Raw genomic sequence first — 24902 nt, 5'->3', positions numbered from 1 at the left:
TAAAAATAGACGACTAAAAAAGAGGCCTTAGAGCCTCTTTTTTAGTCTAGCCATTAATGTTGCAGACAGAATTTTTTGTTTTCCAACAGGAGAACGAGAAGCATTGTATAATAGAGCCAGGAGGTGCCGGATGTTACGTATCCTATTATTGCTATTCGTTGTAATGCCAGCTTGTGAATTAGGCTTAATGATCTATTTCGGTAAAATGATAGGCCTTCTGCCTACGATTATGCTCATTATTGCCACTGGAATAGGGGGAGCATATCTTGCTAAATATCAGGGGCTCATAGTGTGGCAAAAGGTCCAGCGCCAATTGGCTCGAGGTATAATGCCGGGAGATGAAATGGTGGATGGGATCAGCATCCTTGCAGGAGGAGTGCTGCTTCTGGCGCCCGGATTCATTTCTGATCTAGCTGGGTTATTGTTATTATTGCCGCCGACACGTGCTCTCGTAAAACCTCTAATCAGAAAGCTGTTCCGCAAAAAGATAGATCGCAATACGATTACAATTATCCAATAAAGCGAAACTTTGATCGGTGAGGGTTTTCTTTTTTCCTCATCAATCAGGTTCTTGCCGATGCTTGATTTCATTTGGGCGCTTTGTGCATTCGCTCTCGTATCAAAGGGGGAATCTTAGCGCCAGTTAGAACAGGATAAACGTATAAAAAGGCATAGTGCCCGTCTTTTTTAAGCCGGCGCTATGCCTTTCTTTTATTCTTCAGCTCCTTTAATATACGCCCAAAGCTCATGGAATACATTGCTTTTATTTAATGTCTGGATAACGACTAGTGTGACGGGGCCTATGATAAGCCCGAGGAAACCGAGCAATTTAAAACCGACAAATAGGGCGACCAAGGTGGCTAAAGGATCAAGGCCGATACTGGAAGAGAGCACTTTTGGCTCCATAACCTGCCGTTGTACAAGAACGACTGTGTATAGGATGCCAAGCCCGATTGCCAAACCTACGTTTCCGGTGATTGCTTGATAGATGATCCATGGGATAAAAACAGTCCCGCTTCCCAAATAAGGAAGAAGGTCGACAAGCCCTGTCACCAATGCAATGGTAATGGCATATTCGACGCGAAGAATCAATAATCCGATCAATACAATAAGTGTGGTCATACTGATCAGAGTTAACTGTGCTGTGATATAGCCAAACAAAGCGCGCTTAAGATCATTGATGATGGGTTCTGCTTGCCTAGAGACAATGTCCGGGATCCATTTCCTGGCGTATCCCTGCAGTCGGTACCAGTCATTGCTTATGAAAAAAGTGGCCAGGACGGAGAAAACCAGGCCGGTTGCCGCAGAAGGGATCCAGCCTACAATCACTGGAATCTTATGAAAAAAATTCTTGATGAAGGAACCAATGCTTGAAGTAATGGCCGACCCTGCTTCTTGGATGTTTTCAAGGATGGTTTGCTGCTGTCCTGTATCAAGATTATTGAACAAGGAGGCAATACTGTTATAGATGGGCAAGATTTTTGTTTCGAAGAGACTTTCACTGTAGGCGACGAGAATGGCGAGTTGTTTTGGCACATTGTCCCCCAGGTAGTTCGCCCCGGTGATAATTTCAGCGATTAAAAGTGTAATAAGCCCTGCAAATAGAAGGACAATCCCTAAAAGTGTAACCAGGACAGCGAGGGGCCGCGGCAATCTGATTGAATGCTGGAGGAATTTCACTGCAGGATTAATCAGAACAGCCAATGCAAAACCAATAAGGAACGGATAGGTGACTGCAGCGGAATAGAAAAGGGCAAAAGCTCCCAGTACGGCCATGCCGGCTACTAAAAAAATTCGCACAAAACGGTAGATATGTACAGGATTCACATGGCGCCTCCTTTTAGCCGGAATGATTGGTTATTATATGTATACTATAAAAAATAACAATTTCCTGCCGACGTATTTGCAGACAGGCGACTAATACAACTTATTCATGTGTATAGTTAAAATGACAAAACAGGAAGAGAAAACCCTGTTTCTGTTCCACTTTATTTGTGGGAGGAGTTCTAGGCTAGGCCGGAAAAATAAACAACGAAAATGCACAGTCAGTTATAATAGAAAAAGTACGGTGAAGCAGCTTACGATCATACATGTTGAGAAAGAGATGAGAATTTTGACATCCCCATATATTTTTTTAATTGTATTAATGCTGATTGCTCTTATAGCAAAAAATAATTCGCTTATATTGGCGGTTGGTTTTTTATTGGTCATAAAACTGTTGGGCTTGGGAGATAAGGTGTTTCCTTTTCTTCAAAGTAAAGGGATCAATTTGGGCGTGACCGTCATAACCATCGCTGTTTTGGTTCCCATTGCGACCGGCACCATCGGTTTTAAAGATTTGGGGGAGGCCCTTAAATCGCCGTTGGCCTGGATTGCACTCGGCTCCGGTATTGTTGTTGCCCTGTTAGCTAAAAATGGTGTGACACTATTGGCGACGGACCCCCATATTACCACTGCCCTTGTATTGGGTACCATCCTTGCGGTTGCCGTTTTTAAAGGAGTGGCAGTCGGCCCGTTGATTGGTGCGGGCATAGCCTATGTGGCGATGAAGATTTTTCAATTTTTTCAATGAGATTTGAACTTAAAAAACGGCTGTCCTCTGGGCGGCTGTTTTTTAAGATTGGAATGGGAGACGATGAAGGATTGTATGACAGAGACATCAAAATCTGTGCCATTTTATGTTTATTTTTAAAGTCAGCTTGTGTTTTTAAGGAAAATAGATATAAAGAAAGAATACTGTTGTTATATTGATAAATTATTGGATAAGTAACGAAATGTCTGTCAGTACATCCTTTGAGTAGGTGAAAAGGCTCTTTTAATCACTAATTATTTCGATGAATTTATATTTTTAGTTAAAACCACAATGATAATTACGATTGTATTCGCTATATGATGATAAGAATTGCCACCTATCCTACTTTTCTGGAAAAACATTATTTTTTTTCAAAATAAGTGCTTTTCATTTTCAAAATGACAATTATTGTTTATAATGTAATTGAAAGCGTCATCTTTTTTATTCTTATCAATTTTTAGAATATTACTTCTTGTTGGCGATCTATCGAACTTTTTACGGGCAAAGCCTGTCCATTCAATTTATGCACGTTTACATATTTTTAGCATAGGGAAAATCCAAAAGGTGACTGATGACTCAATAAGAGTATGGTAAAACACAGGATGACATTCGAATTGGGAGCTTAGCTCCTGCAGCTATTCATGCGGCTTGGCCCAGTCTTTATCCGTGGCTGGCCCATCATAAATTCGCAATACAATGGATAAAGGGGAATTAATAGAAAAGGAGAGATTCTGTATGACAGTAACAAGAGGTCTCGAGGGGATTGTGGCGACAACTTCATCAATCAGTTCAATTATTGATGATACATTAACATATGCTGGTTATGATATTGATGATTTAGCGGTTAATGCATCATTTGAAGAAGTCATTTATTTATTATGGCATCGCAGATTGCCTAACGAAGTGGAATTAAAAGACTTGACCATGCAATTGGCCAGCAATATGGAGTTGCCAAAAGAAGTAATCGAGCATTTCAACCTGTATGATATTAAGAAGGTCCATCCTATGGGAGCGCTTCGCACGGCTGTTTCACTGTTAGGTTTATACGATGAGGAATCTGAAGTTATGACTGATGAAGCGAACTACCAAAAGGCAATCCGCCTGCAAGCTAAAATACCTTCTATCGTTACAGCTTTTTCTAGAATCAGAAAAGGCCTGCAGCCTGTCGCTCCAAGAAAAGATTTAAGCTTTGCAGCGAATTTCCTATATATGTTGAATGATAAAGTACCTACTGCTTTAGAGGAAGAAGCTTTCAATAAAGCGCTTGTCCTTCATGCCGACCATGAATTGAATGCATCTACATTCACTGCCCGTGTGTGTGTGGCAACCCTTTCCGATGTCTATTCAGGCGTAACAGCTGCTATAGGAGCGTTGAAAGGGCCATTGCACGGCGGAGCAAATGAAGCGGTTATGAAAATGCTGACAGAGATCGGTTCAGTGGATAAAGTAGAATCATATATTAACGAAAAACTAGATAATAAAGAAAAAATCATGGGATTCGGCCATCGTGTATACCGCAATGGCGACCCGCGTGCAAAACATCTTAAGGAAATGTCCAAAAAACTAACGGACATTACAGGACAATCAAATTATTATGATATGTCCGTTAAGATTGAAGAGCTGGTAACTTCTAAGAAACCGCTTCCTCCAAACGTTGATTTCTATTCCGCTTCTGTTTATCACAGCCTAGGAATTGATCATGACCTTTTCACGCCAATCTTTGCTGTTAGCCGCACGTCAGGCTGGTTGGCCCATATTCTTGAGCAATATGACAATAATCGATTAATCCGCCCTCGTGCTGAATATACAGGCCCTGGCATGCAAAAATACGTGCCGATTGAGGAAAGATAATAGATTTTATTTTCGCAATAGATATAAAATAGAATAGATTTATAATAAAATGACAACTAGAAAGGTTAGAGCTCGGCTCTTTTGATCGGGCTGCTAACCTTTGATAATGAATCTGGAGGGAATAGCATGAGTCAGGGAGAAAAAATCACAGTTCAAAATGGAGTATTAAACGTACCGAACAATCCGGTCATCCCATTTATTGAAGGGGATGGAATTGGTCCTGATATCTGGGCAGCGGCTTCACGCGTATTGGATGCTGCAGTCGAAAAAGCTTACAATGGCGACAAGAAAATTGTTTGGAAGGAAGTTTTGGCAGGGGAAAAAGCGTTCAATCAAACAGGCGAATGGTTGCCTAAGGAAACATTGGATGTCATTAATGAATATTTCATTGCCATTAAGGGGCCGCTGACAACTCCTGTAGGCGGGGGAATCCGTTCCTTGAACGTGGCGCTTAGACAAGAGTTGGATCTTTTTGTTTGCTTGCGTCCTGTCCGTTACTTTGAAGGGGTGCCTTCACCGGTTAAACGCCCTGAAGACACAGACATGGTTATTTTCCGCGAAAATACGGAAGATATCTACGCAGGGATCGAGTATGAAGAAGGCAGTGAAGCAGTGAAAAAATTGCTTAACTTCCTTCAAAATGAAATGGGCGTAAGCAAAATCCGTTTTCCTGAAACATCAGGTTTGGGTATCAAACCCGTTTCTAAAGAGGGAACAGAGCGCCTAGTGCGTGCAGCCATCAACTATGCAATTAAAGAGGGCCGTAAATCAGTGACTCTTGTACATAAAGGAAACATTATGAAGTTCACTGAAGGTGCCTTCAAAAATTGGGGCTATGCTTTGGCTGAAAGAGAATTCGGCGAACAAGTATTCACATGGAACCAATATGACAAGATCAAAGAAGAACAAGGAGCAGAAGCAGCTAACAAAGCGCAATCTGATGCAGAAGCTGCAGGCAAAATTATCGTTAAAGATTCAATCGCTGACATTTTCCTTCAACAAATCCTTACTCGTCCAAAAGAGTTCGATGTGGTAGCTACAATGAACTTGAATGGCGATTATATTTCAGATGCCCTAGCAGCACAGGTAGGCGGAATCGGTATTGCTCCGGGAGCTAACATCAATTACGAAACTGGACATGCGATTTTTGAAGCGACTCATGGAACTGCACCTAAATATGCAGGATTGGATAAAGTGAACCCTTCTTCAGTACTCCTTTCCGGTGTATTGATGCTGGAACACCTTGGCTGGAACGAAGCTGCTAAGATGATTATCACTTCTGTTGAAGAGGCGATTGCAAGCAAGGTAGTAACATACGACTTCGCACGTTTGATGGATGGAGCAACAGAAGTGAAATGTTCTGCATTTGCTGATGAATTGATCAAAAACTTAAAATAAGTTTCAAAGAATTTTAATAAACTTTAAAAAAGAGATTGACTAAACTTAACGATCATCAATTGTTTTGCAGTATGGTGTATTGGTAAGTGATCTTAGAGCATAGACCATGGGATAAGGATGCGAACTATGTTTCTTAAGATTAATAGTCAATCTCTTTTATATATGCTTTACGAACAAGGGGAGGAATTAAGAAGATGGGGCGAAAGAAAGTTTCGGTAATAGGCGGCGGATTTACAGGGGCCACTACTGCTTTTTTATTGGCACAAAAAGAATTAGCCGACGTCGTATTGGTAGATATCCCGCAAATGGATAATCCAACAAAGGGGAAAGCATTGGATATGGCAGAAGCCGGTCCTATCCAGGGTTTCGATGCTAGAATCATCGGTACATCCGACTATGCTGATACGAAAGATTCAGATATTGCCATTATCACAGCCGGCATTGCGCGCAAACCAGGAATGAGCCGCGATGACCTGGTCCAAACAAACCAAAAAGTAATGAAATCCGTTACAGAGGAAGTCGTTAAACATTCTCCGAATTGCATAATCATCGTGTTGACCAATCCTGTAGATGCCATGACCTATACCGTCTATAAAGAATCCGGCTTCCCTAAACACCGTGTAATCGGCCAATCCGGCGTTTTGGATACAGCGCGTTTCCGGACATTTATTGCCGAAGAATTACAAATGTCAGTTAAAGATATCACTGGCTTTGTACTCGGCGGGCATGGCGATGATATGGTGCCGCTTGTACGCTATTCGTATGCAGGAGGCATTCCACTGGGAACACTGATTCCCCAAGACCGCTTGGAAGCCATTGTCGACCGTACTCGTAAAGGCGGAGCGGAGATTGTCAATTTGTTAGGGAACGGAAGCGCCTATTATGCTCCTGCGGCTTCTTTAGTGGAAATGGCAGAAGCAATCTTGAAAGACCAACGCCGTGTACTGCCTGCTATAGCTTATCTTGAAGGAGAATATGGCATGAACGGCATCTATTTGGGAGTGCCTACGATCCTTGGCGCAGGCGGTATCGAAAAAATAATTGAACTTGAGTTGACTGACAGCGAAAAAGCCTCGCTTTCCAAATCAGCTGATTCGGTGAAAAATGTGATGAGTGTACTGGCTTAAGTATTGTATATGTTAAAATCTCTATAAGGAAAGATCCGGGCAGACTACTCCGGATCTTTTTATATCCTTTCATATGAGGAAACGATATGATATACATATCATAATGAAAGCGCTATATTTAGTGCGTATAAAGTAAATGAAAGGGTGTAATGAAACATGCTATTGGGCAAAAAAAGAAAGCTTGGCCGAAAGATTGAAGAGATATCTGCTGGTGAAAAACTTACGCTCACAGAAAAGATGGAAGACAAAGATTTACTATTGTATTTGGGTCTCTCCGGAGATGCTAACCCTCTCTACATCCAACATGATTACGCCTCCCTGACTTCATTCAAAAAACCGATTGTACCAAGCCTCATGCTGAATGGAATGATTTCGTCGGCCATTACAAAATATTTGCCTGGCCCAGGCAGCTACATTTCTTCCATGGAAATAACGTATAGTCAGCCTGTTTACCATTATGAAACCATCCAGTTTTTATTCGAAGTAATCCAAGTAGATTTGCCAGCATCTCAGATCACCATACGGGTAAACGCGTTAAACGAACAGGAACAAACCGTTTTGGAAGCAGCAGTAAAAGTAAAGCCGCCTGAAGCTATCAAAAGTATGGATGGGCATGCGTTAGATAATTTTTGATGATCGGTACCCATCGCAAGCGAAGGAGAAGAGAGGCACAAGCAGGTGCCTCTCTTTGGGTCTTCCCACTTGGCTCCACATGGGTATTTTTGTTTATAACTATTGTCGAATAGCTCGCTTTCTATTAACATAAGGGACATATAGAAGAATGCGATGGGTGAATGCTCTTTTATACATACTGAAAGTCAACCATGCTTATAAAGAGATATATAATGAGGGGTCTTTATATATTGGGGTAAATATATGTCCAGGAGGCAGTTATGCAAAAGAAGATCCTAGTAGTAGATGATGAGCAGTCAATTCTTACTCTGCTTCAATATAACTTGGAGCAGTCAGGGTATGATGTAATTACAGCAATGGATGGAGAAGAAGCGATTGAAAAGGCAATGGCAGAAAAACCGCATCTGCTAATATTGGATTTAATGCTCCCGAAATTGGATGGAATCGAAGTTTGCAAACTATTGAGGCAGCGCAAAATAAATGTTCCAATATTGATGCTGACAGCCAAAGATGATGAATTGGATAAAATCCTTGGCCTTGAACTCGGCGCGGACGATTATATGACAAAGCCTTTCTCTCCACGGGAAGTAGTAGCGCGGATAAAAGCGATTTTGAGAAGATCACATACTCCTCAACCTGCATCCGTGGAAAAGGAAAACAATGATGGCTCCATACGGATCGCCGAACTTGTCATCTATCCTGAAAAATACGAGACCTATTTCCGTGATGAAAAACTGGAGTTGACTCCTAAGGAATTCGAGTTGCTCTTGTATCTTGCGAAGCATAAAGGCCGTGTCCATACGAGAGACCAGCTTCTCAGCACTGTCTGGAATTATGATTTTGCAGGCGATACTCGCATCGTGGATGTCCATATCAGCCACTTGCGTGAGAAAATCGAACAGGATACAAGAAAGCCAAAATATATTAAAACAATCAGGGGATTGGGCTATAAGTTCGAGGAGCCTCAAGAGTGGTGATTAAGTTTCGTTCCAAGCTGTTGTTTGCGGTTCTTTCCTTGATTATTGTGAGTATAGTAGGTTTCGGCCTATTATTGATGCAGCTATTCGGCACTTATGATAAGGAAGAATTCATTTCTTCCGGGAAGAAGCAAGCGGAAAAGGCTGCATCCTATATAGATGAACAGGGCGGAATGAAAAAAGTATTGGAAAGGGAAACAGTAACAAACGGCCTCCATCTTATTGATGATGGTCTGACATTGATTGATCCTGATGGCCGTATTCTCTACCAGTACAACCTGCCTTCTAAAGTGACTGAAAGCAATCATCATAAATACTTGGAGCTTATAACCGCCAAAACTGGAGAGGATTTCATCGAAATGAAGGGAGGTTTCCCTATCTATTATTTTGGGAAACCTCTGTATGATGAAGCAAAAGTTCTGGAAGGGTATGCCGTTATCACTGCACAGTGGCATGATATCCGCCAGCTTAATGGGTTTTCTTGGCTGATATTGACGGGAGCGCTTTTGTTTTTCCTGGTCTTGGTTTCATTAATGATCAGCAAATTGTTCAACCGGTTTACAACTCCTATAGAAGCTGCAACGAATACAGCCATCGAATTGGCAAAAGGCAATTATCGGGCAAGGACTCCTGAAAACCCTACGGATGAAATGAAGATGCTAACCACCTCCATTAATATTCTGGCCCGCAATCTGCAGGAAATGGAAACTTCCCGGGAAATGCAGCAAGACAGACTTTCCACATTAATCGAAAACATCGGCAGCGGGGTGCTCCTGATTGACAGCAAAGGATACATCACCCTGATGAATAAGGCATACAAAAACTTATTCAATGTATCTCCATCGGTATTCCTATACCGGCTTTATTATGAGGCGCTGCCATTCGATGAAGTCATTTCCCTTATAGAAGACATTTTTATGACTGAGAAAAGCATCAAAAAACAGATGCGGCTCTCACTTAAAATCGAACGCAAGCACTTTGAAGTATACGGAGCTCCGGTTATCGGGACTAATGATGAATGGAAGGGAATTGTGCTAGTTTTCCACGATATTACAGAGTTAAAAAAACTGGAGCAAATGAGGCAGGATTTTGTTGCGAATGTATCTCATGAGCTACGGACGCCGATTACGTCCATAAAGGGTTTTTCAGAGACATTGCTGGATGGTGATTTAAAGGACCAGCAGACATTAAGGGCCTTTTTGACCATTATCCTCAATGAGAGCGATCGCCTTCAAATGTTGATACAAGAGCTTCTGGAACTCTCTAAAATTGAAAAACAGGAGTTTTCGCTTTCTATAGCCAAATTAGATCTCAATGCATTGGTGCAGGAAACCGGCCAGATGTTCAAGAGGAAGGCGGAGAAAAAAGACTTGGCCTTTACAGTGGAAGCGAGCGGCCGTCCTATTTATATTGATGCCGATCCGTCAAGACTAAAGCAGGTGCTGATTAATTTAATCAGTAATGCATTCAACTATACGCCTGCCGGAGGGCAAGTATGGGTCACTGTCCAAGAAGACGACCATTATGCTTCCATATACGTGCGTGACACTGGAATCGGGATTGAGAAAAAGGAAATATCCCGGATTTTTGAACGCTTTTATCGGGTTGACCGGGCCCGAAGCAGGAATTCCGGAGGGACGGGTCTTGGGCTGGCCATTGTAAAACACTTGGTTGAAGCCCACAAAGGAATATTGGAAGTGGAAAGCACACCTGGGGAAGGGACAACTTTCTGTGTGAAGTTTGTAAAAAAGCAGCGGAAAATGAAATAAGGTTTACAAAGCCTTTACATGCCGTTTATTTCTCTTTTACATTCAACCTTTATACTTAATAGAGGAAAGACCCCTTCATCCAAGGAGCATAGAAAAAGCAAGGACATGACCCCGTCCTTGCTTTTTTGCGTTATGCCGGTAAAGATCGATAGAAGAATCAGGGATCTCCAGTTTATCATTCGTTAAACGAATCAGTTCATGCCTTACGCTCCTTCTTTTACACATCTTTTCATTTGGAGTGATAGCGCCAATTGGAATGGAATCAGCTGAACGAGGGATGTGTTTTTCTTTGTTGGCCATTACATGATAAAATGGAAGGAAAGACATGCTATAACAAACGGATGGATAACATTTACATACAGGGAAGTGCCGTCAGGAGTGCCCAGCCTCCAGGCGGCCGGTTGAATCGAACGGCTTCTTACGGGTATGGCTAATTGCCATGCTGAACGAATAAAATTCATTGTTTTGGCTGCTGGGTGCCAATTAAGTAATAGGGAAAAGGGAGGACAAATTGTTGAAGAAAAAATTAATGCTGATTGACGGCAATAGTATCGCGTACCGCGCTTTCTTTGCGCTACCGCTTTTAAATAATGATAAAGGAGTCCACACCAACGCGGTCTATGGATTCACGATGATGCTCAACAAACTGATCGCGGAGGATAAACCGACGCATATTCTTGTGGCATTTGATGCTGGGAAGACTACGTTCCGCCACGAAACATTCAAGGAATATAAAGGAGGGCGCCAAAAGACGCCTCCTGAGTTATCGGAACAATTCCCGTTTATCCGCGAACTATTGGATGCTTATGGAATCAAACGCTATGAATTGCCCAACTATGAAGCGGATGATATTATTGGGACTCTGTCCTTGGAAGCGGAAAAAGACGGATTCGACGTCATTGTCGTTTCTGGAGATAAAGACTTGACCCAGTTGGCTTCCGAACATACAACGGTGAGCATCACACGCAAAGGAATCACTGATATTGAGAGCTACACGCCTGAACACATCAAGGAAAAGTATGGACTGACCCCTTTACAGATCATCGATATGAAAGGATTGATGGGGGATACGTCCGATAACATCCCTGGCATTCCGGGAGTGGGGGAAAAGACCGCCCTCAAGTTGCTTCATGAGTTTGGAAGCGTGGAACAGGTGCTGGCATCGATCGATGAAGTTTCCGGCAAGAAACTGAAGGAGAAATTGACTGAAAACCAAGAGCTTGCCCGCATATCCAAACAGCTCGCTACCATTACAAGGGAAGCGCCGGTTGAAGTAAAGGTTAAGGAGTTAGTCTATGAAGGCTATGATGCGGCTAAGCTGACCGCTTTTTATAAAGAGCTTGGATTCAATTCACTGCTTGATAAGATGGGAGAAGGCCAAGCCCAAGATGAAGACGTTGCATACGATGAGACAGATGTAACGATTGTGGAAGAAATCACGGAAAACCTGTTCAGTGAGCATTGCGGTTTATATATTGAAATAATCGAAGACAATTATCAACGTGCCGATATTGTAGGAATAAGCCTTTACAACGGAAAAGAAACGTATTATATCCCTGCCGGTCTGGCCGTGCAATCCAATGCATTCAAAGAATGGGCGGCGAACAGCTCCTTCAAGAAAACGGTATACGATGCAAAACGTTCCGTAGTTGCGCTGCATAAACGCGGTGTGGAACTGAAAGGCATCGATTTTGATGTCTTTGTAGCCTCTTACATCCTTAATCCGGGAAATCATGGGGAAGATGTGGCCGCTATTGCCAAGCAAGAGCTAGCAATGAATATGCAAAGCGATGAATCCTTCTATGGAAAAGGGGCCAAGAAGGCGGTTCCTCCAACAGAGCAGCTTGCTAAGCACATCGGGCTAAAATCCAAGGTTATTTGCGCATTGAAGGAAAAGATGATGGAAGAATTGGAAGCCAATCAACAGATTTCACTATTGGATGATTTGGAATTGCCATTGTCGCTCATTTTGGCGGAGATGGAAATTACCGGTGTCAAAGTGAATGAGCAGACCTTGCAGGATATGCAGAAAGAGTTGGCGCTTAAATTGGCCGATATCGAGCAACAGATTTATGAACTGGCCGGAGAACCATTCAATATCAATTCTCCGAAGCAACTTGGCGTCATCCTTTTTGAAAAATTGAACCTGCCTGTCATCAAAAAGACCAAAACAGGCTATTCCACTTCTGCTGATGTGCTTGAGAAGCTGGAAAACAAGCATGATATTATTAAACATATCCTGGAATACCGGCAGCTGGGCAAATTGCAATCTACTTATATTGAAGGGTTGCTGAAGGTGATTGATCCTAAAACAGGAAAAATCCATACCCGCTTTAACCAGGCATTGACCCAGACAGGCCGGTTAAGTTCAACCGATCCCAACCTGCAAAATATACCGATTCGCCTTGAAGAAGGCCGGAAAATTCGCCAGGCGTTCGTTCCATCCGTTGAAGGCTGGTCCATATTCGCAGCGGACTATTCACAAATTGAGCTGAGAGTGTTGGCCCATATTGCCAAGGATCCAGGATTAATCAATGCTTTCCGCAGTGATATGGATATCCATACAAAAACAGCGATGGATGTCTTCGGGGTATCCGCTGATGAAGTGACGAGCAATATGAGAAGACAGGCAAAGGCTGTCAACTTTGGAATTGTGTATGGAATCAGCGATTATGGTTTGTCGCAGAGCTTGGGGATTACCAGAAAAGATGCGGCCTCCTTTATTGATAAATATCTGCAAAGCTTCCCTGGCGTGCAGGAATATATGAGCGATATTGTAATGGAAGCGAAGGAAAAAGGGTATGTGACGACATTGTTGCAACGGCGGAGATATCTTCCTGATATCACCAGCAGGAATTTCAATCTGAGGGGATTCGCAGAAAGAACGGCAATGAATACGCCTATCCAAGGGAGCGCGGCCGACATCATCAAGCTGGCCATGATTTCCATGAGCGAGCGGCTGAAGGAAGAAAAGCTCCAAGCGAAGCTATTGCTGCAAGTGCACGATGAATTGATCTTTGAAGCACCGCCGGAAGAAATCGAAAGACTGAAAATCATCGTGCCGGAAGTAATGGAGCATGCCATCGAATTGGATGTGCCGTTGAAAGTCGATTACGCTTACGGACCGACTTGGTACGATGCAAAATAGATGAATTAGGAAGTGATTTACAATATGCCTGAACTTCCAGAGGTAGAAACCGTCAGAAAGACGTTGGAACAACTGGTCATCGGGAAAGAAATAGAGGCAGTGGCCATCCATTGGCCTAATATAATCAAAAAGCCAAAGGACCACGAACAGTTTGCCAGGGAATTACCGGGACAGCGGATAGAGGCGGTTGGGCGCAGAGGCAAATTCCTTCTTTTTTATCTGACCGATTACACACTTGTCTCCCATTTGCGCATGGAGGGCAAATATGGTGTGTATAAGAAAGAGGATGAATTGGACAAGCATACGCATGTCATTTTCTCTTTTAAAGATGAAACGGAACTACGCTATAAGGATGTGCGCAAATTTGGCACGATGCATCTATTTCCGAAAGGGGAGGAAGAAGGACAACTGCCTTTATCGCAGCTGGGTCCGGAACCTCTTTCGGCAGAATTTTCGCCCGAGTATCTAAGCCGTGCTTTGAAGCGGACGAATAGAAGCATCAAAGCGGTGATTCTGGACCAGAAGGTGGTCGTAGGTGTCGGAAACATCTATGTGGATGAATCGCTTTTCCGCGCCAAAATCCATCCGGAAAGACCTGCTTCATCCTTGAAGCCTGAAGAAATAGACATACTTGTCGACCAAATTAAGAAAACCCTTGCCGAAGCGATTAAACAGGGAGGCAGCACCATCCGGACGTATTTAAATTCACAGGGGCAAATCGGCATGTTCCAGCAACAATTGCTGGTCTATGACCGTGCCGGTGAATTGTGCACAGAATGTGGTTCCCATATTGATAAAATTAGAGTAGCGGGCAGAGGCACACACTATTGCCCTAATTGCCAAAAAAAATAAAGACTAGCTACCATCCATAGGCTCTCTCCATATACTATCGTATTCGATTGTAGGGAGGGAGCCTTTTTGTATGTCAAACGTTTTTGCATTCGCTTTACTCGCTGTAGCTGTCAGTCTTGATAGCTTCAGTGTAGGATTTACTTACGGACTCAGAAAAATGAAAATTCCTTTAGGTTCAATCCTTATCATAGCTGCCATGTCCGCAACGACCTTTTTGTTGAGTATGCTAATCGGCGGAGTGCTCAGCCATTTCTTATCGCCTTCCTTTGCCGCCAGATTCGGGGGCTGCATTTTGATTGCCATGGGAATATGGATATCCTTCCAGACTTTCCGCAGCCGTAACCATGAAAAAGAAGAAGTGGCGGAAGATAAAGTAATCGCTTCGTTTGAAGTAAAAGCATTCGGTATTGCAATCAATATTCTAAAAAAACCAATGGCTGCCGATATCGACCGGTCAGGGACAATTGTCGGCATGGAAGCAATCTTTCTGGGCCTTGCTTTATCCTTCGATTCATTCGGAGCTGGGGTCGGGGCTGCGATGCTGGGGTATTCTCCCTTCCTATTGGCTGTCTTTGTCGGTATTATGGGAGCGACCTTGCTGAAAATGGGCATGGTGTTCGGCCATAAGCTTTCCTATCAACTATGGATTAATAGGCTCTCTCTTTTGCCTGGAATTTTACTCATTTTAATCGGTATATTAAAATGGAAGTAATCTCATAAGTGAAAGGATTGCCTGTAGATGAAAAAAATAATAGGAGTGACAGGCGGAATTGCTTCGGGCAAAAGCACTGTCAGTTCCATGATTTCCAGTATGGGCTACACAGTCGTCGATGCCGATGTGGCTGCCCGGAAAGTCGTTGAACCAGGGCAAGATGCCTTTAAGAAAGTGGTCGATCATTTCGGAGCGGATATTTTGCAAAGCGATGGAACGATAGATAGGGCCAAATTGGGTGGTATCATATTCCATGATGAGCAGGAACGGCTTATCTTGAACAGGATTGTCCATCCGGCTGTCCGCCTTTACATGAATGAAGAACGTGATGCAGCTTTTGCGAGGGGGGAAGCTGTCGTATTCATGGATATTCCTCTACTGTTCGAAAGTAAATTGCAGGGAACAGTCGATTTGTCCATCCTTGTCTATGTGGACCGGGATGTGCAGCTGCAAAGGCTTATGGACCGCAATGGGCTTTCGGAAACAGAAGCAAATGCCCGGATCGAGTCTCAAATGCCGCTGGCTGACAAAAAGGAAAAAGCAGATGCAGTCATTGATAATAATGGAACCATTGAAGAAACGGAACACCAATTGAATGCGCTTTTAAACCAATGGGGAATCAGTAAACAATAAAGTGAAATGTTGGTCGGTGGGGGTTCGTTCATTCCTTGCCGATGATCAATTGAACGAATCGAGCCTTAGCGCCAGTTAGGGTGGGATCAATACAAAACGAGAGGCGTGCCGCAGATGAATAGCGATGCGGCTCTTTTTTATGAGGCTGTCCTCTTATCGTGCTAACAAAACAGATTACGATAGAAAAGGGGATGGAGAAAAAAGAAAAAATTTACATTTTAAACATATTATGCTCACAATCTGTCGTTAATATGTTATACTAATAACGATACGAACATAAAAAGTATAACATTAATTCGGGAGGGGCCGAAAAATGAAGGCTAGAATTGCAATCAATGGGTTTGGACGGATCGGGAGAATGGTATTTAGAAAAATGATGCTGGATGATCAAGTGGATATCGTGGCAATCAATGCGCTCTACCCGGCAGAAACTCTGGCACATTTAATTAAATATGATACGAATCATGGCAAATTTCCAGGGGATGTTAGAGTGGAGGATCAGGCATTGTTGGTCAACGGCCATCGAATTGCTATAACTAGCAACCGTGATCCGAAAGAGTTGCCTTGGAAAGAAATGAATATAGATATCGTTATAGAAGCGACAGGCAAGTTTAATAGCCGTGACCAAGCAGCGCTGCATCTAGATGCAGGGGCGAAGAAGGTCATATTGACAGCCCCGGGCAAAAATGAAGACGTTACCATTGTGATGGGTGTGAATGAAAAAACGCTCGATATCACTAAGCATTCGGTCATCAGCAACGCGTCTTGCACGACTAATTGCCTTGCGCCAGTCGCAAAAGTGCTCGATGAACAGTTCGGCATAGTCAATGGATTGATGACGACCATCCATGCCTATACAAATGACCAGAAAAATATTGATAATCCCCATAAAGATTTAAGACGAGCCAGAGCTTGTGCGCAAAGCATCATACCGACATCTACAGGCGCGGCGAAAGCGCTGTCACTTGTTTTGCCGCAGCTTAAGGGCAAATTGCATGGAATGGCGCTTCGTGTGCCAACTTCCAATGTTTCTTTGGTTGATTTGGTAGTCGATCTAAAACAAGAAGTCACTGTCGATGATCTGAATGGGGCTTTCATTGCAGCTTCACATGGTTCCCTTAAACATATCCTTGAATATACAGAAGAACCGCTCGTTTCAATCGATTTTAATACCAATCCGCACTCAGCTATCATCGACGGCCTTTCTACGATGGTGATGGACGGAAATAAAGCTAAGATTTTAGCCTGGTATGACAATGAATGGGGTTACTCATGCCGAGTAGCCGACCTGACGAATTATGTAGCAAAGGAACTGCATACATTGAATCAGGTGCCTGCTAAATCTTAATAGAAAGCGCCCTTCTCCATTGGTGAGAAGGGCTTTTCATTGGCTCCGGCCTTACCCTGCTCAACTGCAATAGAGATATCTGTGGAATTTTACATTTTATACTAAAAATATTGAAATATATTCCTTCAACCTTTATACTATTCTTCGTGAACTTCTTTTATCAGAAGCCACAGTAACTACTTAAAGGGTTAGGACCTCTTTGGACTAACTTTCCCCCGTGGTAGTTATGATTGTCTTTAACTTTTTCATTGAGAAACTTAAAAATGTTAAAGGGGGAAATATGACATGGAAACAATGGGTAGACATGTGATATCGGAACTTTGGGGCTGTGATTTTGAAAAACTGAATAATGTAATGAAGATTGAACAGATTTTCGTGGAAGCGGCATTAAGGTCCGGTGCTGAAGTGCGTGAGGTGGCTTTTCATAAATTTGCGCCTCAAGGGGTAAGCGGCGTAGTGATTATTTCGGAGTCGCACCTGACAATCCACAGTTTTCCGGAACATGGATATGCCAGTATCGATGTGTATACATGCGGGGATTTAAATCCGAATGTGGCTGCTAATTATATTGCGGATGCATTGGGGGCGGAAACGCGCGAAAACGTGGAACTTCCCCGTGGCAAGGGTCCGATTGTTGTCGGTGAAGCGAAGGCTTATTAAACGAAACCTACAAAGAGGTGGCTTTGCACCTCTTTTTTATATGCGCTTGTATTCATTTTTTGTCTCTATAAATCGAACCTGTCCCCCTTTTTGGGATGGGTTTTTTGCTTTTTGCCAAAGGATCCTTTTCAGTTTTAGATAGGCGTGAAACTTTGGCTGCACGTAAGGCAAGAATATTGTGTACAATAGAATCTACAGACGCTCAACAGGGGATTCTAATACCAGATCATCGGTTCTGGTTGATAGGGGCTGTATGTTTTGCTATTGTGAAAGCAGCCTGTTTTTTATAAGATAAGGATACAATACAACATCTGACAAAATGATATAAAGCCGACTAAGAAATAACGGAGTTGATATAATGAAATGTCCGAGCTGTCAACATAATGGGACGAGAGTGCTTGATTCGCGCCCGATTGATGAAGGCCGTTCAACAAGAAGACGGAGAGAATGTGAACGCTGCGGCTTTCGCTTCACCACATTCGAGAAAGTGGAAGAAACACCGCTGATTGTTGTGAAAAAGAACGGAACAAGAGAAGAGTTTTCCGGAGATAAAATCATGCGCGGTTTAATCAAAGCGTGTGAGAAGCGGCCGGTTCCCTTCAAAGTGCTAGAGGACTTGGTGATGGATGTGGAAAAGGAATTGCGAAGCAGCGGGCTTTCCGAAGTAAACAGTGAAATCATTGGAGAGAAGGTAATGAACCGCCTAGCGAAAATTGATGAGGTTTCGTATGTGCGATTTGCTTCCGTCTACCGGCAATTTAAAGATATTAATGTATTTATTGAAGAGTTGAAGGATCTTATAAAGAAGGACCATTAAGAGCTGAAGCTGTGGGGGCTTTTTTAAACAGCTAGGGGATGGTGAGCGGTTGAAAGCCGCTGCCCCGTTTAAGGGTTTTAGTTGTATGGCGATCAGAACCATACATTTAAAGTAAAGAAAAAGCGCAAGCAGAGCATAGAGCATCTAGCGCTCTGTTTTGAAAGGTTTGAGTATTGATGATGAATCATTGGCAGCAATTGCTCCCTGTCGATCAATACCGGGTAACAACCAAGGGAATACTGGGTGACTATGACCGGAAGATCATTACGATGCTCTATCAACCCTTGATTGGCCCTTTAAGCACAAGCTTATATATGACATTGTGGAGCGAACTTGAAAACAATAAGCTTTGGTCCCATGAAACCAATCATTATAATCTCATGAATATACTGGATATCCCTTTGAATGATATATTCCAGGCCCGCATTAAATTGGAAGGCATAGGGTTATTGAAGGTTTTTAAGAGGGTACAGGAGGAAGAGGCTTCCTTTGTGTACGAATTAATGGCCCCTTTGTCGCCGGAACAGTTTTTTACGGATGGTATGCTCAATATTTATTTGTATAAAAAAGTGGGAAAAGCGCAATTCGCTAAGCTGAAACAATTTTTTTGCGATGAACAATTTGATCATGGCCAATTTGAAGAGGTTACTAAATCGTTCACAGAGGTATTTGCTTCCTCCCATATGACCAATGGGCTTTATATATCGGAAGAATCCAAACCTGACCTTGAACCAGAACAGGGACAATCATTTATATCGGCTGTGCAGCAGCAAGAGCTCGGCGGCTTTATGGATACCTTTGATTTTCCTCTGTTCTTTGCCGGCCTAAAGGCATCATTGGTTTCGGAAAAAGCCTTCACGAAAGAAATCAAAGAGACCATTGCGAAGCTTGCCTACATATATGGCATTAATCCGCTTGCTATGCAAACGATTGTGATTAGGGCCATGAACGAAAAAGACGAAATTGATGAAGAAGAATTGCGGAAAGCGGCCAGAAGTTGGTATCAGATTGAATATAGCGAGGAATATCCGTCTCTTGCCGAACAGACCCAGCCTATGCAATACAGACAATCTGCAGGCGGGGAAGAGACGCAGGAAGATAAGTTCATCCGCCATCTCGAAACGATTTCGCCCAGAGAATTGTTACGGCAATATGGCAATGGAGCTGAACCGACCATCAACGACTTGAAAATTGTTGAAGAGATTATGCTCGAGCAAAAACTGTTGCCGGGTGTTATGAACGTGTTGATTGATTTTGTCATGAACATCAATGACATGAAATTTACGAGAGCGTATGTCACGTCGATAGCAGGCCAATGGGCGCGCAAAGATGTGAAGACCGTTAAAGAGGCGATGGAGCTGGCCCGTGGCGAATATAAAAAATCACAAAACAACCTTCCAAAAAATAATGGGAAATCATATAACAGCAAGAAGCGTGTCCGTACCGAAATGGTGCCTGAATGGCTGAAGGAGGCCAAAGAAGGCGAGGGCAAGCAAGGAAAAGAAACAAACCAACCTCCGAGGGAAGATGGAGATTTTGCCCTTCAAAGAGAAAAGCTTCAGGCTAGGTTGAAGAAAAAATATAAAGCAAAAGGGTGATATATTTGAAAAAAATTGATCAATCTTTATCCAAGCTCACCCATACAGGCTCATTCGCCAAAAGATATGAAGCACTGAAAAAAGAGACGCTGTCACACCCGCATGTGGTTGCTTTCCTCAAGGAGAACAGTTCCTCCATATCGGAAGAAATGATGGAGAAAAGCTTAATGGACTTATATGAGTTTACGACACAGGTACATGATTGTTCGGAATGTGAGAGCCTGGCGCAATGCAAGAACATGATGAAGGGGTATATTCCAAAGTTGGGGCTTCAGGGTAATAGAATTGAATTGTTTTATGAACGCTGTGAGAAAAAAATAAAGGAAGACAGCCGGAAAGACAGAGAAAAATTGATTCAAAGCCTTTATATTCCTAGTGATATCTTAAAAGCAACGCTTGCGGAAATCGATATAGATACACCTGAGAAACTGAAGGCTGTTGATGCGGCAGATGCCTTTATCGATGATTATATGTCCGGCAAGAAACCTAAGGGATTATATTTCCATGGCTCATTCGGCGTAGGGAAGACCTATTTGCTTGGTGCGATCGCTAATGACCTGGCAGATAAACGGATTTCTTCTTTATTGGTTTATGTTCCGGACTTCCTGCGGGAAATCAAATCGTCCATCGGAGACAATACGCTAAATGAGAAGTTGGAATACGTAAAAAAAGCATCCGTGCTGATGCTGGATGATATCGGTGCTGAAACAATGACCAGCTGGGCCCGTGATGAAGTATTGGGCCCAATCTTGCAGCATCGCATGGCGGATCAGCTGCCGACCTTCTTTACTAGCAATTTTGATTTCAAACAACTTGAAAATCATTTGACCTATTCGCAGAGAGGCGAAAAAGAAGAGGTGAAAGCGGCAAGGCTTATGGAAAGAATCCGTACTTTGTCTGTACCCTATCTGCTTAATGGGAAAAATAAACGGAATTAAAAACCGCTGGGTGCCAGCGGTTTTTTGTTTACGGTGAAATTAAACGAAGGGAGCGGGTCAGCGTGGGCAAACAGCCATGGAGAAAAGGGGATAACCTTATTCTGCCTGCCTCTTTTGTGTTAAGTATGTCTTTATTATAGATCCTTTTGCAGGATACCAGCGCGAGGGGATCTATTCATACTGGTTTTTCTTATGTTTTGTTTATTCTTTCTGCGCCCGGAAGCCTTAGGAAATATTATGTTCACCGCCTCCCTTTTTCCTTCTAAACCGGAAAACGTGTCCATATACATATAGAGAACATGTGTAAGGGGGGGTACGATTGGTTGCTATCAGTTTTGATTCCGTACAACAAGCGGACTTATTCATGGATAGATGCCGAAAGAAAAAGAGCAATGAACAGTTGCTTTCACATATTGAATACAATCAGGAGCAAGCTGTCATTACGCTGCCTTTCCATCGGCAGCGGGATGCGCTTTATTTGCTGCAGGATGCCTTTTTTTGTTATATACAAGATGAATTGGTATCCCAATGGTTTCATCAAATTGTCAAAGAGGCGTTTTTTTATAGAGAACAAGAGGAATGCGACCAGATCGTGGACATAGCGATGATGCTGATTATGGCTGAAAATGATGCCAACCACGCTTTTTGGCATTCTCTCCAAAAAAGTATCGAAGCCGGCCTTGATTCAGTCCTGGAACGGGAAGTATCATTTTCATTCTCTTCATTTCTCACCTTTCGGAAACGGCGGATTATGAAAAGCCTGCTTTCTTATGTAGAGACAGCCATAGATGAATATAAGATGGAGCAGGAATACTTGAATTTTATCCATACATTGCGTTCTTTCATGCATTCGGTCACGCCCAAAAAGAAGCAGCTGCATGTGGTCCATGGAGAGCACTTTACGTTCTTTGATGAATCCTTCAGTGAAATTGTCAGGGCAGAATTGGTTTCATATACCGATCGCCGTCTGTTCTCCGATTATCCGATGTATATCGACTCGCATGTATTGGCACCGTTGATTTCCATAGCTCCGGAGCAATTGTCCATCTACAGCGATGCTAAAGATCAGGCCATTTTGCGCACCATCCAAAGCATTTTTGAGGAGAGGGTCAGGATTTGCCCCTTATCCGCTTTTGCAGAAAGCCGGTACCCTCAGAAATAAAAGCGAAAAAACAAATAACGTCCCTTGCTTTTATACACATAACAACTTATAATATTTTACATAACAAAGCACTATATAAGAAAAGTAATGATGAGGACAAGAGCGATTTGTGGACGGTCTTTAGAGAGGGAAGCGCCCTGCTGAAAGCTTCCTATTCCGGCAATTTGTTTACCGCCTCTGAACTTCAGCTGTGAACGCCTGTGGCAAGTATCGGCTGACGGAAGCTGCCGTTATCAGTTCTCTAAAGTGTTATCCGTCTGTTATTCGGATAAAACATGGGTGGAACCGCGGGTTAACTTATCATATCAGCTCGTCCCTGGATCATCAGGGGCGGGCTTTTTTATATTGTGCCCGACATCTTATTAATGGGTTTGGACCAGGCTTCCTAAGAGCAAGCTATATCCAAACTGACATAAAAAAGGAGGAACACATAATGTCTGAAATGCTGAAAATCACTTTCCCTGACGGATCTGTCAAGGAGTTTGGCCAAGGAACATCGACTGAAGAAATCGCAGCCTCCATCTCCCCAGGCTTGAAGAAAAAAGCACTGGCTGGAAAAGTGAACGGAGAACTATACGATCTTAAGCGTCCGATCGAAGAGGATGCATCTATTGAAATTATTACACCCGATTCTAAGGAAGCTTTGGAAATCCTACGCCACAGCTCAGCCCATCTATTGGCTCAGGCTGTTAAGCGCATTTACGGGAAAGACAACGTCAAACTTGGGGTCGGCCCGGTAATCGATAACGGCTTTTACTATGATATTGATGTAGACCAGCCTATTTCGACTGAGGATTTCCCCGCTATCGAAAAGGAAATGAAAAAAATCATCAATGAAAATATTGAAATTGTCCGCAAAGAAGTAACGCGTGAAGAAGCGCTTGAGCTATTCAAGGATGATGAATATAAAGTGGAATTGATCGGGGCAATCCCAGCTGATGAAAAAGTGACGGTCTATGAGCAAGGGGACTTCATTGATCTATGCCGCGGCGTGCATGTTCCGTCAACAGGCAAATTGAAAGAGTTCAAACTTTTGAGCGTAGCCGGGGCATACTGGCGCGGAAACAGCGACAATAAAATGCTTCAACGTATATACGGAACAGCTTTCTTCAAGAAAGCGGACCTTGCTGAGCATCTGCGTCTATTGGAAGAAGCAAAAGAGCGCGACCATCGTAAAATAGGAAAAGAACTGAATTTGTTCACTACTTCGCAAAAAGTAGGACAAGGGATGCCGATGTGGCTTCCTAAAGGTGCGACAATCCGCCGCGTGATTGAGCGCTATATCGTGGATAAAGAACAACGACTTGGCTACGACCATGTTTATACACCTGTAATTGGAAGCGTCGATTTGTACAAAACATCAGGGCACTGGGACCACTATCAAGAAGATATGTTCCCAGTGATGGAAATGGAAAACGAACAATTGGTTCTTCGTCCGATGAACTGCCCTCACCATATGATGGTGTATAAGAACGATATCCACAGTTACCGGGAACTGCCGATCCGTATCGCTGAACTTGGCATGATGCACCGCTATGAAATGAGCGGAGCACTATCCGGCCTACAGCGCGTACGTGCAATGACGCTGAATGATGCACACATCTTCGTCCGTCCGGATCAAATCCAAGACGAATTTAAACGAGTGGTACAGCTTGTCCAATCCGTATATAAAGATTTCAATATCAATGATTATTCATTCCGACTTTCTTACCGCGATCCGGCAGATACTGAAAAGTATTTCAATGATGATGAAATGTGGGAAAAGGCTCAAAGCATGTTGAAGCAGGCAATGGACGACCTTGGCCTTGAGTATTTCGAAGCTGAAGGGGAAGCTGCCTTCTACGGCCCTAAACTAGACATTCAAGTGAAGACAGCACTTGGCAAAGAAGAAACTTTGTCTACTGTTCAATTGGACTTCTTGCTGCCTGAGCGCTTCGACTTAACTTATGTCGGTGAAGACGGCAAACCGCATCGTCCGGTCGTTATCCACCGTGGCGTCGTTTCTACAATGGAACGCTTTGTGGCCTTCCTGATTGAAGAATATAAAGGAGCATTCCCTACTTGGTTGGCTCCTGTACAGGTTCAGGTTATCCCTGTATCGCCAGATGTACATTTGGACTATGCGATGAAAGTAAGGGAACAGCTGCAAGCGGAAGGCCTGCGTGTAGATCTTGATCAGCGCAATGAAAAGATTGGCTATAAAATCCGTGAAGCGCAAATGCAAAAAATTCCTTACATGCTCGTAGTCGGTGATAAAGAAGTCGAAGAACAAGCTGTCAATGTACGGAAATACGGCGAACAAAAATCGGAAACTGTGTCTTTTGAAGAGTTCAAGAACAGGATTACTACAGAGGTATCACGATAAGCAACGAAATAATATTAAAAAAGCTATTGCAAAAATGCCGCAGCTTTGATAATATAAGTTTTGTTGTTAAGGCAGTTGTTTTGTGTTTGACACACAGGACATTCTGTGTTATATTTCTAAGGTATTAAATTGAATACTTCTTTGAGAAAAGAAGGAGCACCCGCTTCTCACCTGCTAACGCTTTTGCAGTAGTTTACAGGTTATTGGTTTTCTATTTGACATTCGTCTTATTAGTAATCATACGTGTGGGTGCAGTAGCATCCACACTTTTTTAATGCGGTTATGTTCTTCGTAACTTAAATGATGTATTCGGAAATAAACCTTGGAGGTGGCTAACTATTA

The 24902-nt window shown here is 43.0% G+C and carries 20 protein-coding genes and 2 other annotated features; of the genes, 19 read left to right on the top strand and 1 reads right to left on the bottom strand.

The features are described 5' to 3' along the window. The first annotated feature begins 130 nt into the window (after positions 1–130). A complete protein-coding gene (locus BN1765_RS15715; protein ID WP_050616028.1) occupies positions 131–520 on the top strand; it encodes an FxsA family protein in 390 nt (129 codons plus the stop codon). Positions 521–711: 191 nt separating this feature from the next. Here the strand turns inward: BN1765_RS15715 and ytvI are convergent, their stop codons facing one another. Then, positions 712–1827, bottom strand: a complete 1116-nt coding sequence (gene ytvI / locus BN1765_RS15710; protein ID WP_050616027.1) for a sporulation integral membrane protein YtvI — start codon at positions 1825–1827, stop codon at positions 712–714. Positions 1828–2104: 277 nt separating this feature from the next. Here ytvI and BN1765_RS15705 point away from each other — a divergent pair, with 277 nt between their 5' ends. From BN1765_RS15705 to thrS, 18 genes are all read left to right on the top strand, one after another. After that, positions 2105–2572 carry a DUF441 domain-containing protein gene (locus tag BN1765_RS15705; RefSeq protein WP_050616807.1) on the top strand — a complete coding sequence of 156 codons (468 nt, stop codon included), beginning with the start codon at positions 2105–2107 and terminating at the stop codon, positions 2570–2572. A 735-nt stretch (positions 2573–3307) separates the two neighbouring features. Continuing rightward, positions 3308–4423, top strand: coding sequence for a citrate synthase (gene citZ, locus BN1765_RS15700; RefSeq protein WP_050616026.1), 1116 nt, complete (start codon positions 3308–3310; stop codon positions 4421–4423). A gap of 126 nt (positions 4424–4549) precedes the next feature. Further along, on the top strand, positions 4550–5821 hold the full coding sequence (icd, locus tag BN1765_RS15695) for an NADP-dependent isocitrate dehydrogenase (protein ID WP_050616025.1): 1272 nt from the start codon (positions 4550–4552) through the stop codon (positions 5819–5821). Between the two features lie 194 nt (positions 5822–6015). Then, entirely contained in the window at positions 6016–6948 is a 933-nt protein-coding gene (gene mdh, locus BN1765_RS15690) for a malate dehydrogenase (protein ID WP_050616024.1), read from the top strand. A gap of 156 nt (positions 6949–7104) precedes the next feature. Next, the gene (locus tag BN1765_RS15685) at positions 7105–7581 is read left to right on the top strand and encodes a MaoC/PaaZ C-terminal domain-containing protein (RefSeq protein ID WP_050616023.1); all 477 of its coding nucleotides are present in this window, start codon (positions 7105–7107) and stop codon (positions 7579–7581) included. Positions 7582–7841: 260 nt separating this feature from the next. Next, positions 7842–8558: a response regulator transcription factor gene (locus BN1765_RS15680; RefSeq protein ID WP_050616022.1), complete on the top strand. Its 717-nt coding sequence runs from the start codon at positions 7842–7844 to the stop codon at positions 8556–8558. Beyond that, the gene (pnpS, locus tag BN1765_RS15675) at positions 8555–10327 is read left to right on the top strand and encodes a two-component system histidine kinase PnpS (RefSeq protein WP_050616806.1); all 1773 of its coding nucleotides are present in this window, start codon (positions 8555–8557) and stop codon (positions 10325–10327) included. The genes BN1765_RS15680 and pnpS overlap by 4 nt, the downstream gene beginning before the upstream one ends. Positions 10328–10856: 529 nt before the next feature. Beyond that, complete coding sequence (polA, locus tag BN1765_RS15670; RefSeq protein WP_050616805.1) at positions 10857–13475, top strand: DNA polymerase I; 2619 nt, start codon at positions 10857–10859, stop codon at positions 13473–13475. A gap of 24 nt (positions 13476–13499) precedes the next feature. Next, positions 13500–14327: a DNA-formamidopyrimidine glycosylase gene (gene mutM / locus BN1765_RS15665; RefSeq protein ID WP_050616021.1), complete on the top strand. Its 828-nt coding sequence runs from the start codon at positions 13500–13502 to the stop codon at positions 14325–14327. 70 nt (positions 14328–14397) lie between these two features. Continuing rightward, a complete protein-coding gene (gene ytaF, locus BN1765_RS15660; protein WP_050616020.1) occupies positions 14398–15039 on the top strand; it encodes a sporulation membrane protein YtaF in 642 nt (213 codons plus the stop codon). 27 nt (positions 15040–15066) lie between these two features. Then, a complete protein-coding gene (gene coaE / locus BN1765_RS15655; RefSeq protein ID WP_050616019.1) occupies positions 15067–15672 on the top strand; it encodes a dephospho-CoA kinase in 606 nt (201 codons plus the stop codon). A gap of 313 nt (positions 15673–15985) precedes the next feature. Then, the gene (locus tag BN1765_RS15650) at positions 15986–17020 is read left to right on the top strand and encodes a glyceraldehyde-3-phosphate dehydrogenase (RefSeq protein WP_050616018.1); all 1035 of its coding nucleotides are present in this window, start codon (positions 15986–15988) and stop codon (positions 17018–17020) included. A gap of 285 nt (positions 17021–17305) precedes the next feature. Continuing rightward, complete coding sequence (gene speD / locus BN1765_RS15645) at positions 17306–17680, top strand: adenosylmethionine decarboxylase (protein WP_050616017.1); 375 nt, start codon at positions 17306–17308, stop codon at positions 17678–17680. A 358-nt stretch (positions 17681–18038) separates the two neighbouring features. Next, the gene (gene nrdR, locus BN1765_RS15640; RefSeq protein ID WP_050616016.1) at positions 18039–18497 is read left to right on the top strand and encodes a transcriptional regulator NrdR; all 459 of its coding nucleotides are present in this window, start codon (positions 18039–18041) and stop codon (positions 18495–18497) included. Positions 18498–18673: 176 nt separating this feature from the next. Then, positions 18674–20095: a replication initiation and membrane attachment family protein gene (locus tag BN1765_RS15635; RefSeq protein WP_050616015.1), complete on the top strand. Its 1422-nt coding sequence runs from the start codon at positions 18674–18676 to the stop codon at positions 20093–20095. A gap of 5 nt (positions 20096–20100) precedes the next feature. Next, a complete protein-coding gene (gene dnaI, locus BN1765_RS15630; RefSeq protein WP_050616014.1) occupies positions 20101–21033 on the top strand; it encodes a primosomal protein DnaI in 933 nt (310 codons plus the stop codon). A 319-nt stretch (positions 21034–21352) separates the two neighbouring features. Further along, entirely contained in the window at positions 21353–22195 is an 843-nt protein-coding gene (gene ytxC, locus BN1765_RS15625; protein ID WP_050616013.1) for a sporulation protein YtxC, read from the top strand. A gap of 78 nt (positions 22196–22273) precedes the next feature. After that, positions 22274–22516: a binding site (T-box leader), on the top strand. 112 nt (positions 22517–22628) lie between these two features. Beyond that, on the top strand, positions 22629–24560 hold the full coding sequence (gene thrS / locus BN1765_RS15620) for a threonine--tRNA ligase (protein WP_050616012.1): 1932 nt from the start codon (positions 22629–22631) through the stop codon (positions 24558–24560). 142 nt (positions 24561–24702) lie between these two features. Further along, positions 24703–24839: a sequence feature (ribosomal protein L20 leader region), on the top strand. The last annotated feature ends 63 nt before the right edge of the window (positions 24840–24902 follow it).

Origin of the sequence: Bacillus testis (genome assembly GCF_001243895.1) — a bacterium.
In the GTDB taxonomy this organism is placed as follows: domain Bacteria; phylum Bacillota; class Bacilli; order Bacillales; family DSM-1321; genus Bacillus_AD; species Bacillus_AD testis.
This window is presented reverse-complemented; position numbering and strand designations above follow the sequence as displayed.

Coding starts and splice junctions, on each gene's coding strand:
- BN1765_RS15705 (WP_050616807.1), top strand. CDS start 2,105: ATGAGAATTTTGACATCCCCATATATTTTTTTAATTGTATTAATGCTG.
- BN1765_RS15635 (WP_050616015.1), top strand. CDS start 18,674: ATGATGAATCATTGGCAGCAATTGCTCCCTGTCGATCAATACCGGGTA.
- nrdR (WP_050616016.1), top strand. CDS start 18,039: ATGAAATGTCCGAGCTGTCAACATAATGGGACGAGAGTGCTTGATTCG.
- mdh (WP_050616024.1), top strand. CDS start 6,016: ATGGGGCGAAAGAAAGTTTCGGTAATAGGCGGCGGATTTACAGGGGCC.
- ytaF (WP_050616020.1), top strand. CDS start 14,398: ATGTCAAACGTTTTTGCATTCGCTTTACTCGCTGTAGCTGTCAGTCTT.
- thrS (WP_050616012.1), top strand. CDS start 22,629: ATGTCTGAAATGCTGAAAATCACTTTCCCTGACGGATCTGTCAAGGAG.
- icd (WP_050616025.1), top strand. CDS start 4,550: ATGAGTCAGGGAGAAAAAATCACAGTTCAAAATGGAGTATTAAACGTA.
- polA (WP_050616805.1), top strand. CDS start 10,857: ATGCTGATTGACGGCAATAGTATCGCGTACCGCGCTTTCTTTGCGCTA.
- BN1765_RS15685 (WP_050616023.1), top strand. CDS start 7,105: ATGCTATTGGGCAAAAAAAGAAAGCTTGGCCGAAAGATTGAAGAGATA.
- citZ (WP_050616026.1), top strand. CDS start 3,308: ATGACAGTAACAAGAGGTCTCGAGGGGATTGTGGCGACAACTTCATCA.
- speD (WP_050616017.1), top strand. CDS start 17,306: ATGGAAACAATGGGTAGACATGTGATATCGGAACTTTGGGGCTGTGAT.
- BN1765_RS15680 (WP_050616022.1), top strand. CDS start 7,842: ATGCAAAAGAAGATCCTAGTAGTAGATGATGAGCAGTCAATTCTTACT.
- BN1765_RS15650 (WP_050616018.1), top strand. CDS start 15,986: ATGAAGGCTAGAATTGCAATCAATGGGTTTGGACGGATCGGGAGAATG.
- BN1765_RS15715 (WP_050616028.1), top strand. CDS start 131: ATGTTACGTATCCTATTATTGCTATTCGTTGTAATGCCAGCTTGTGAA.
- coaE (WP_050616019.1), top strand. CDS start 15,067: ATGAAAAAAATAATAGGAGTGACAGGCGGAATTGCTTCGGGCAAAAGC.
- mutM (WP_050616021.1), top strand. CDS start 13,500: ATGCCTGAACTTCCAGAGGTAGAAACCGTCAGAAAGACGTTGGAACAA.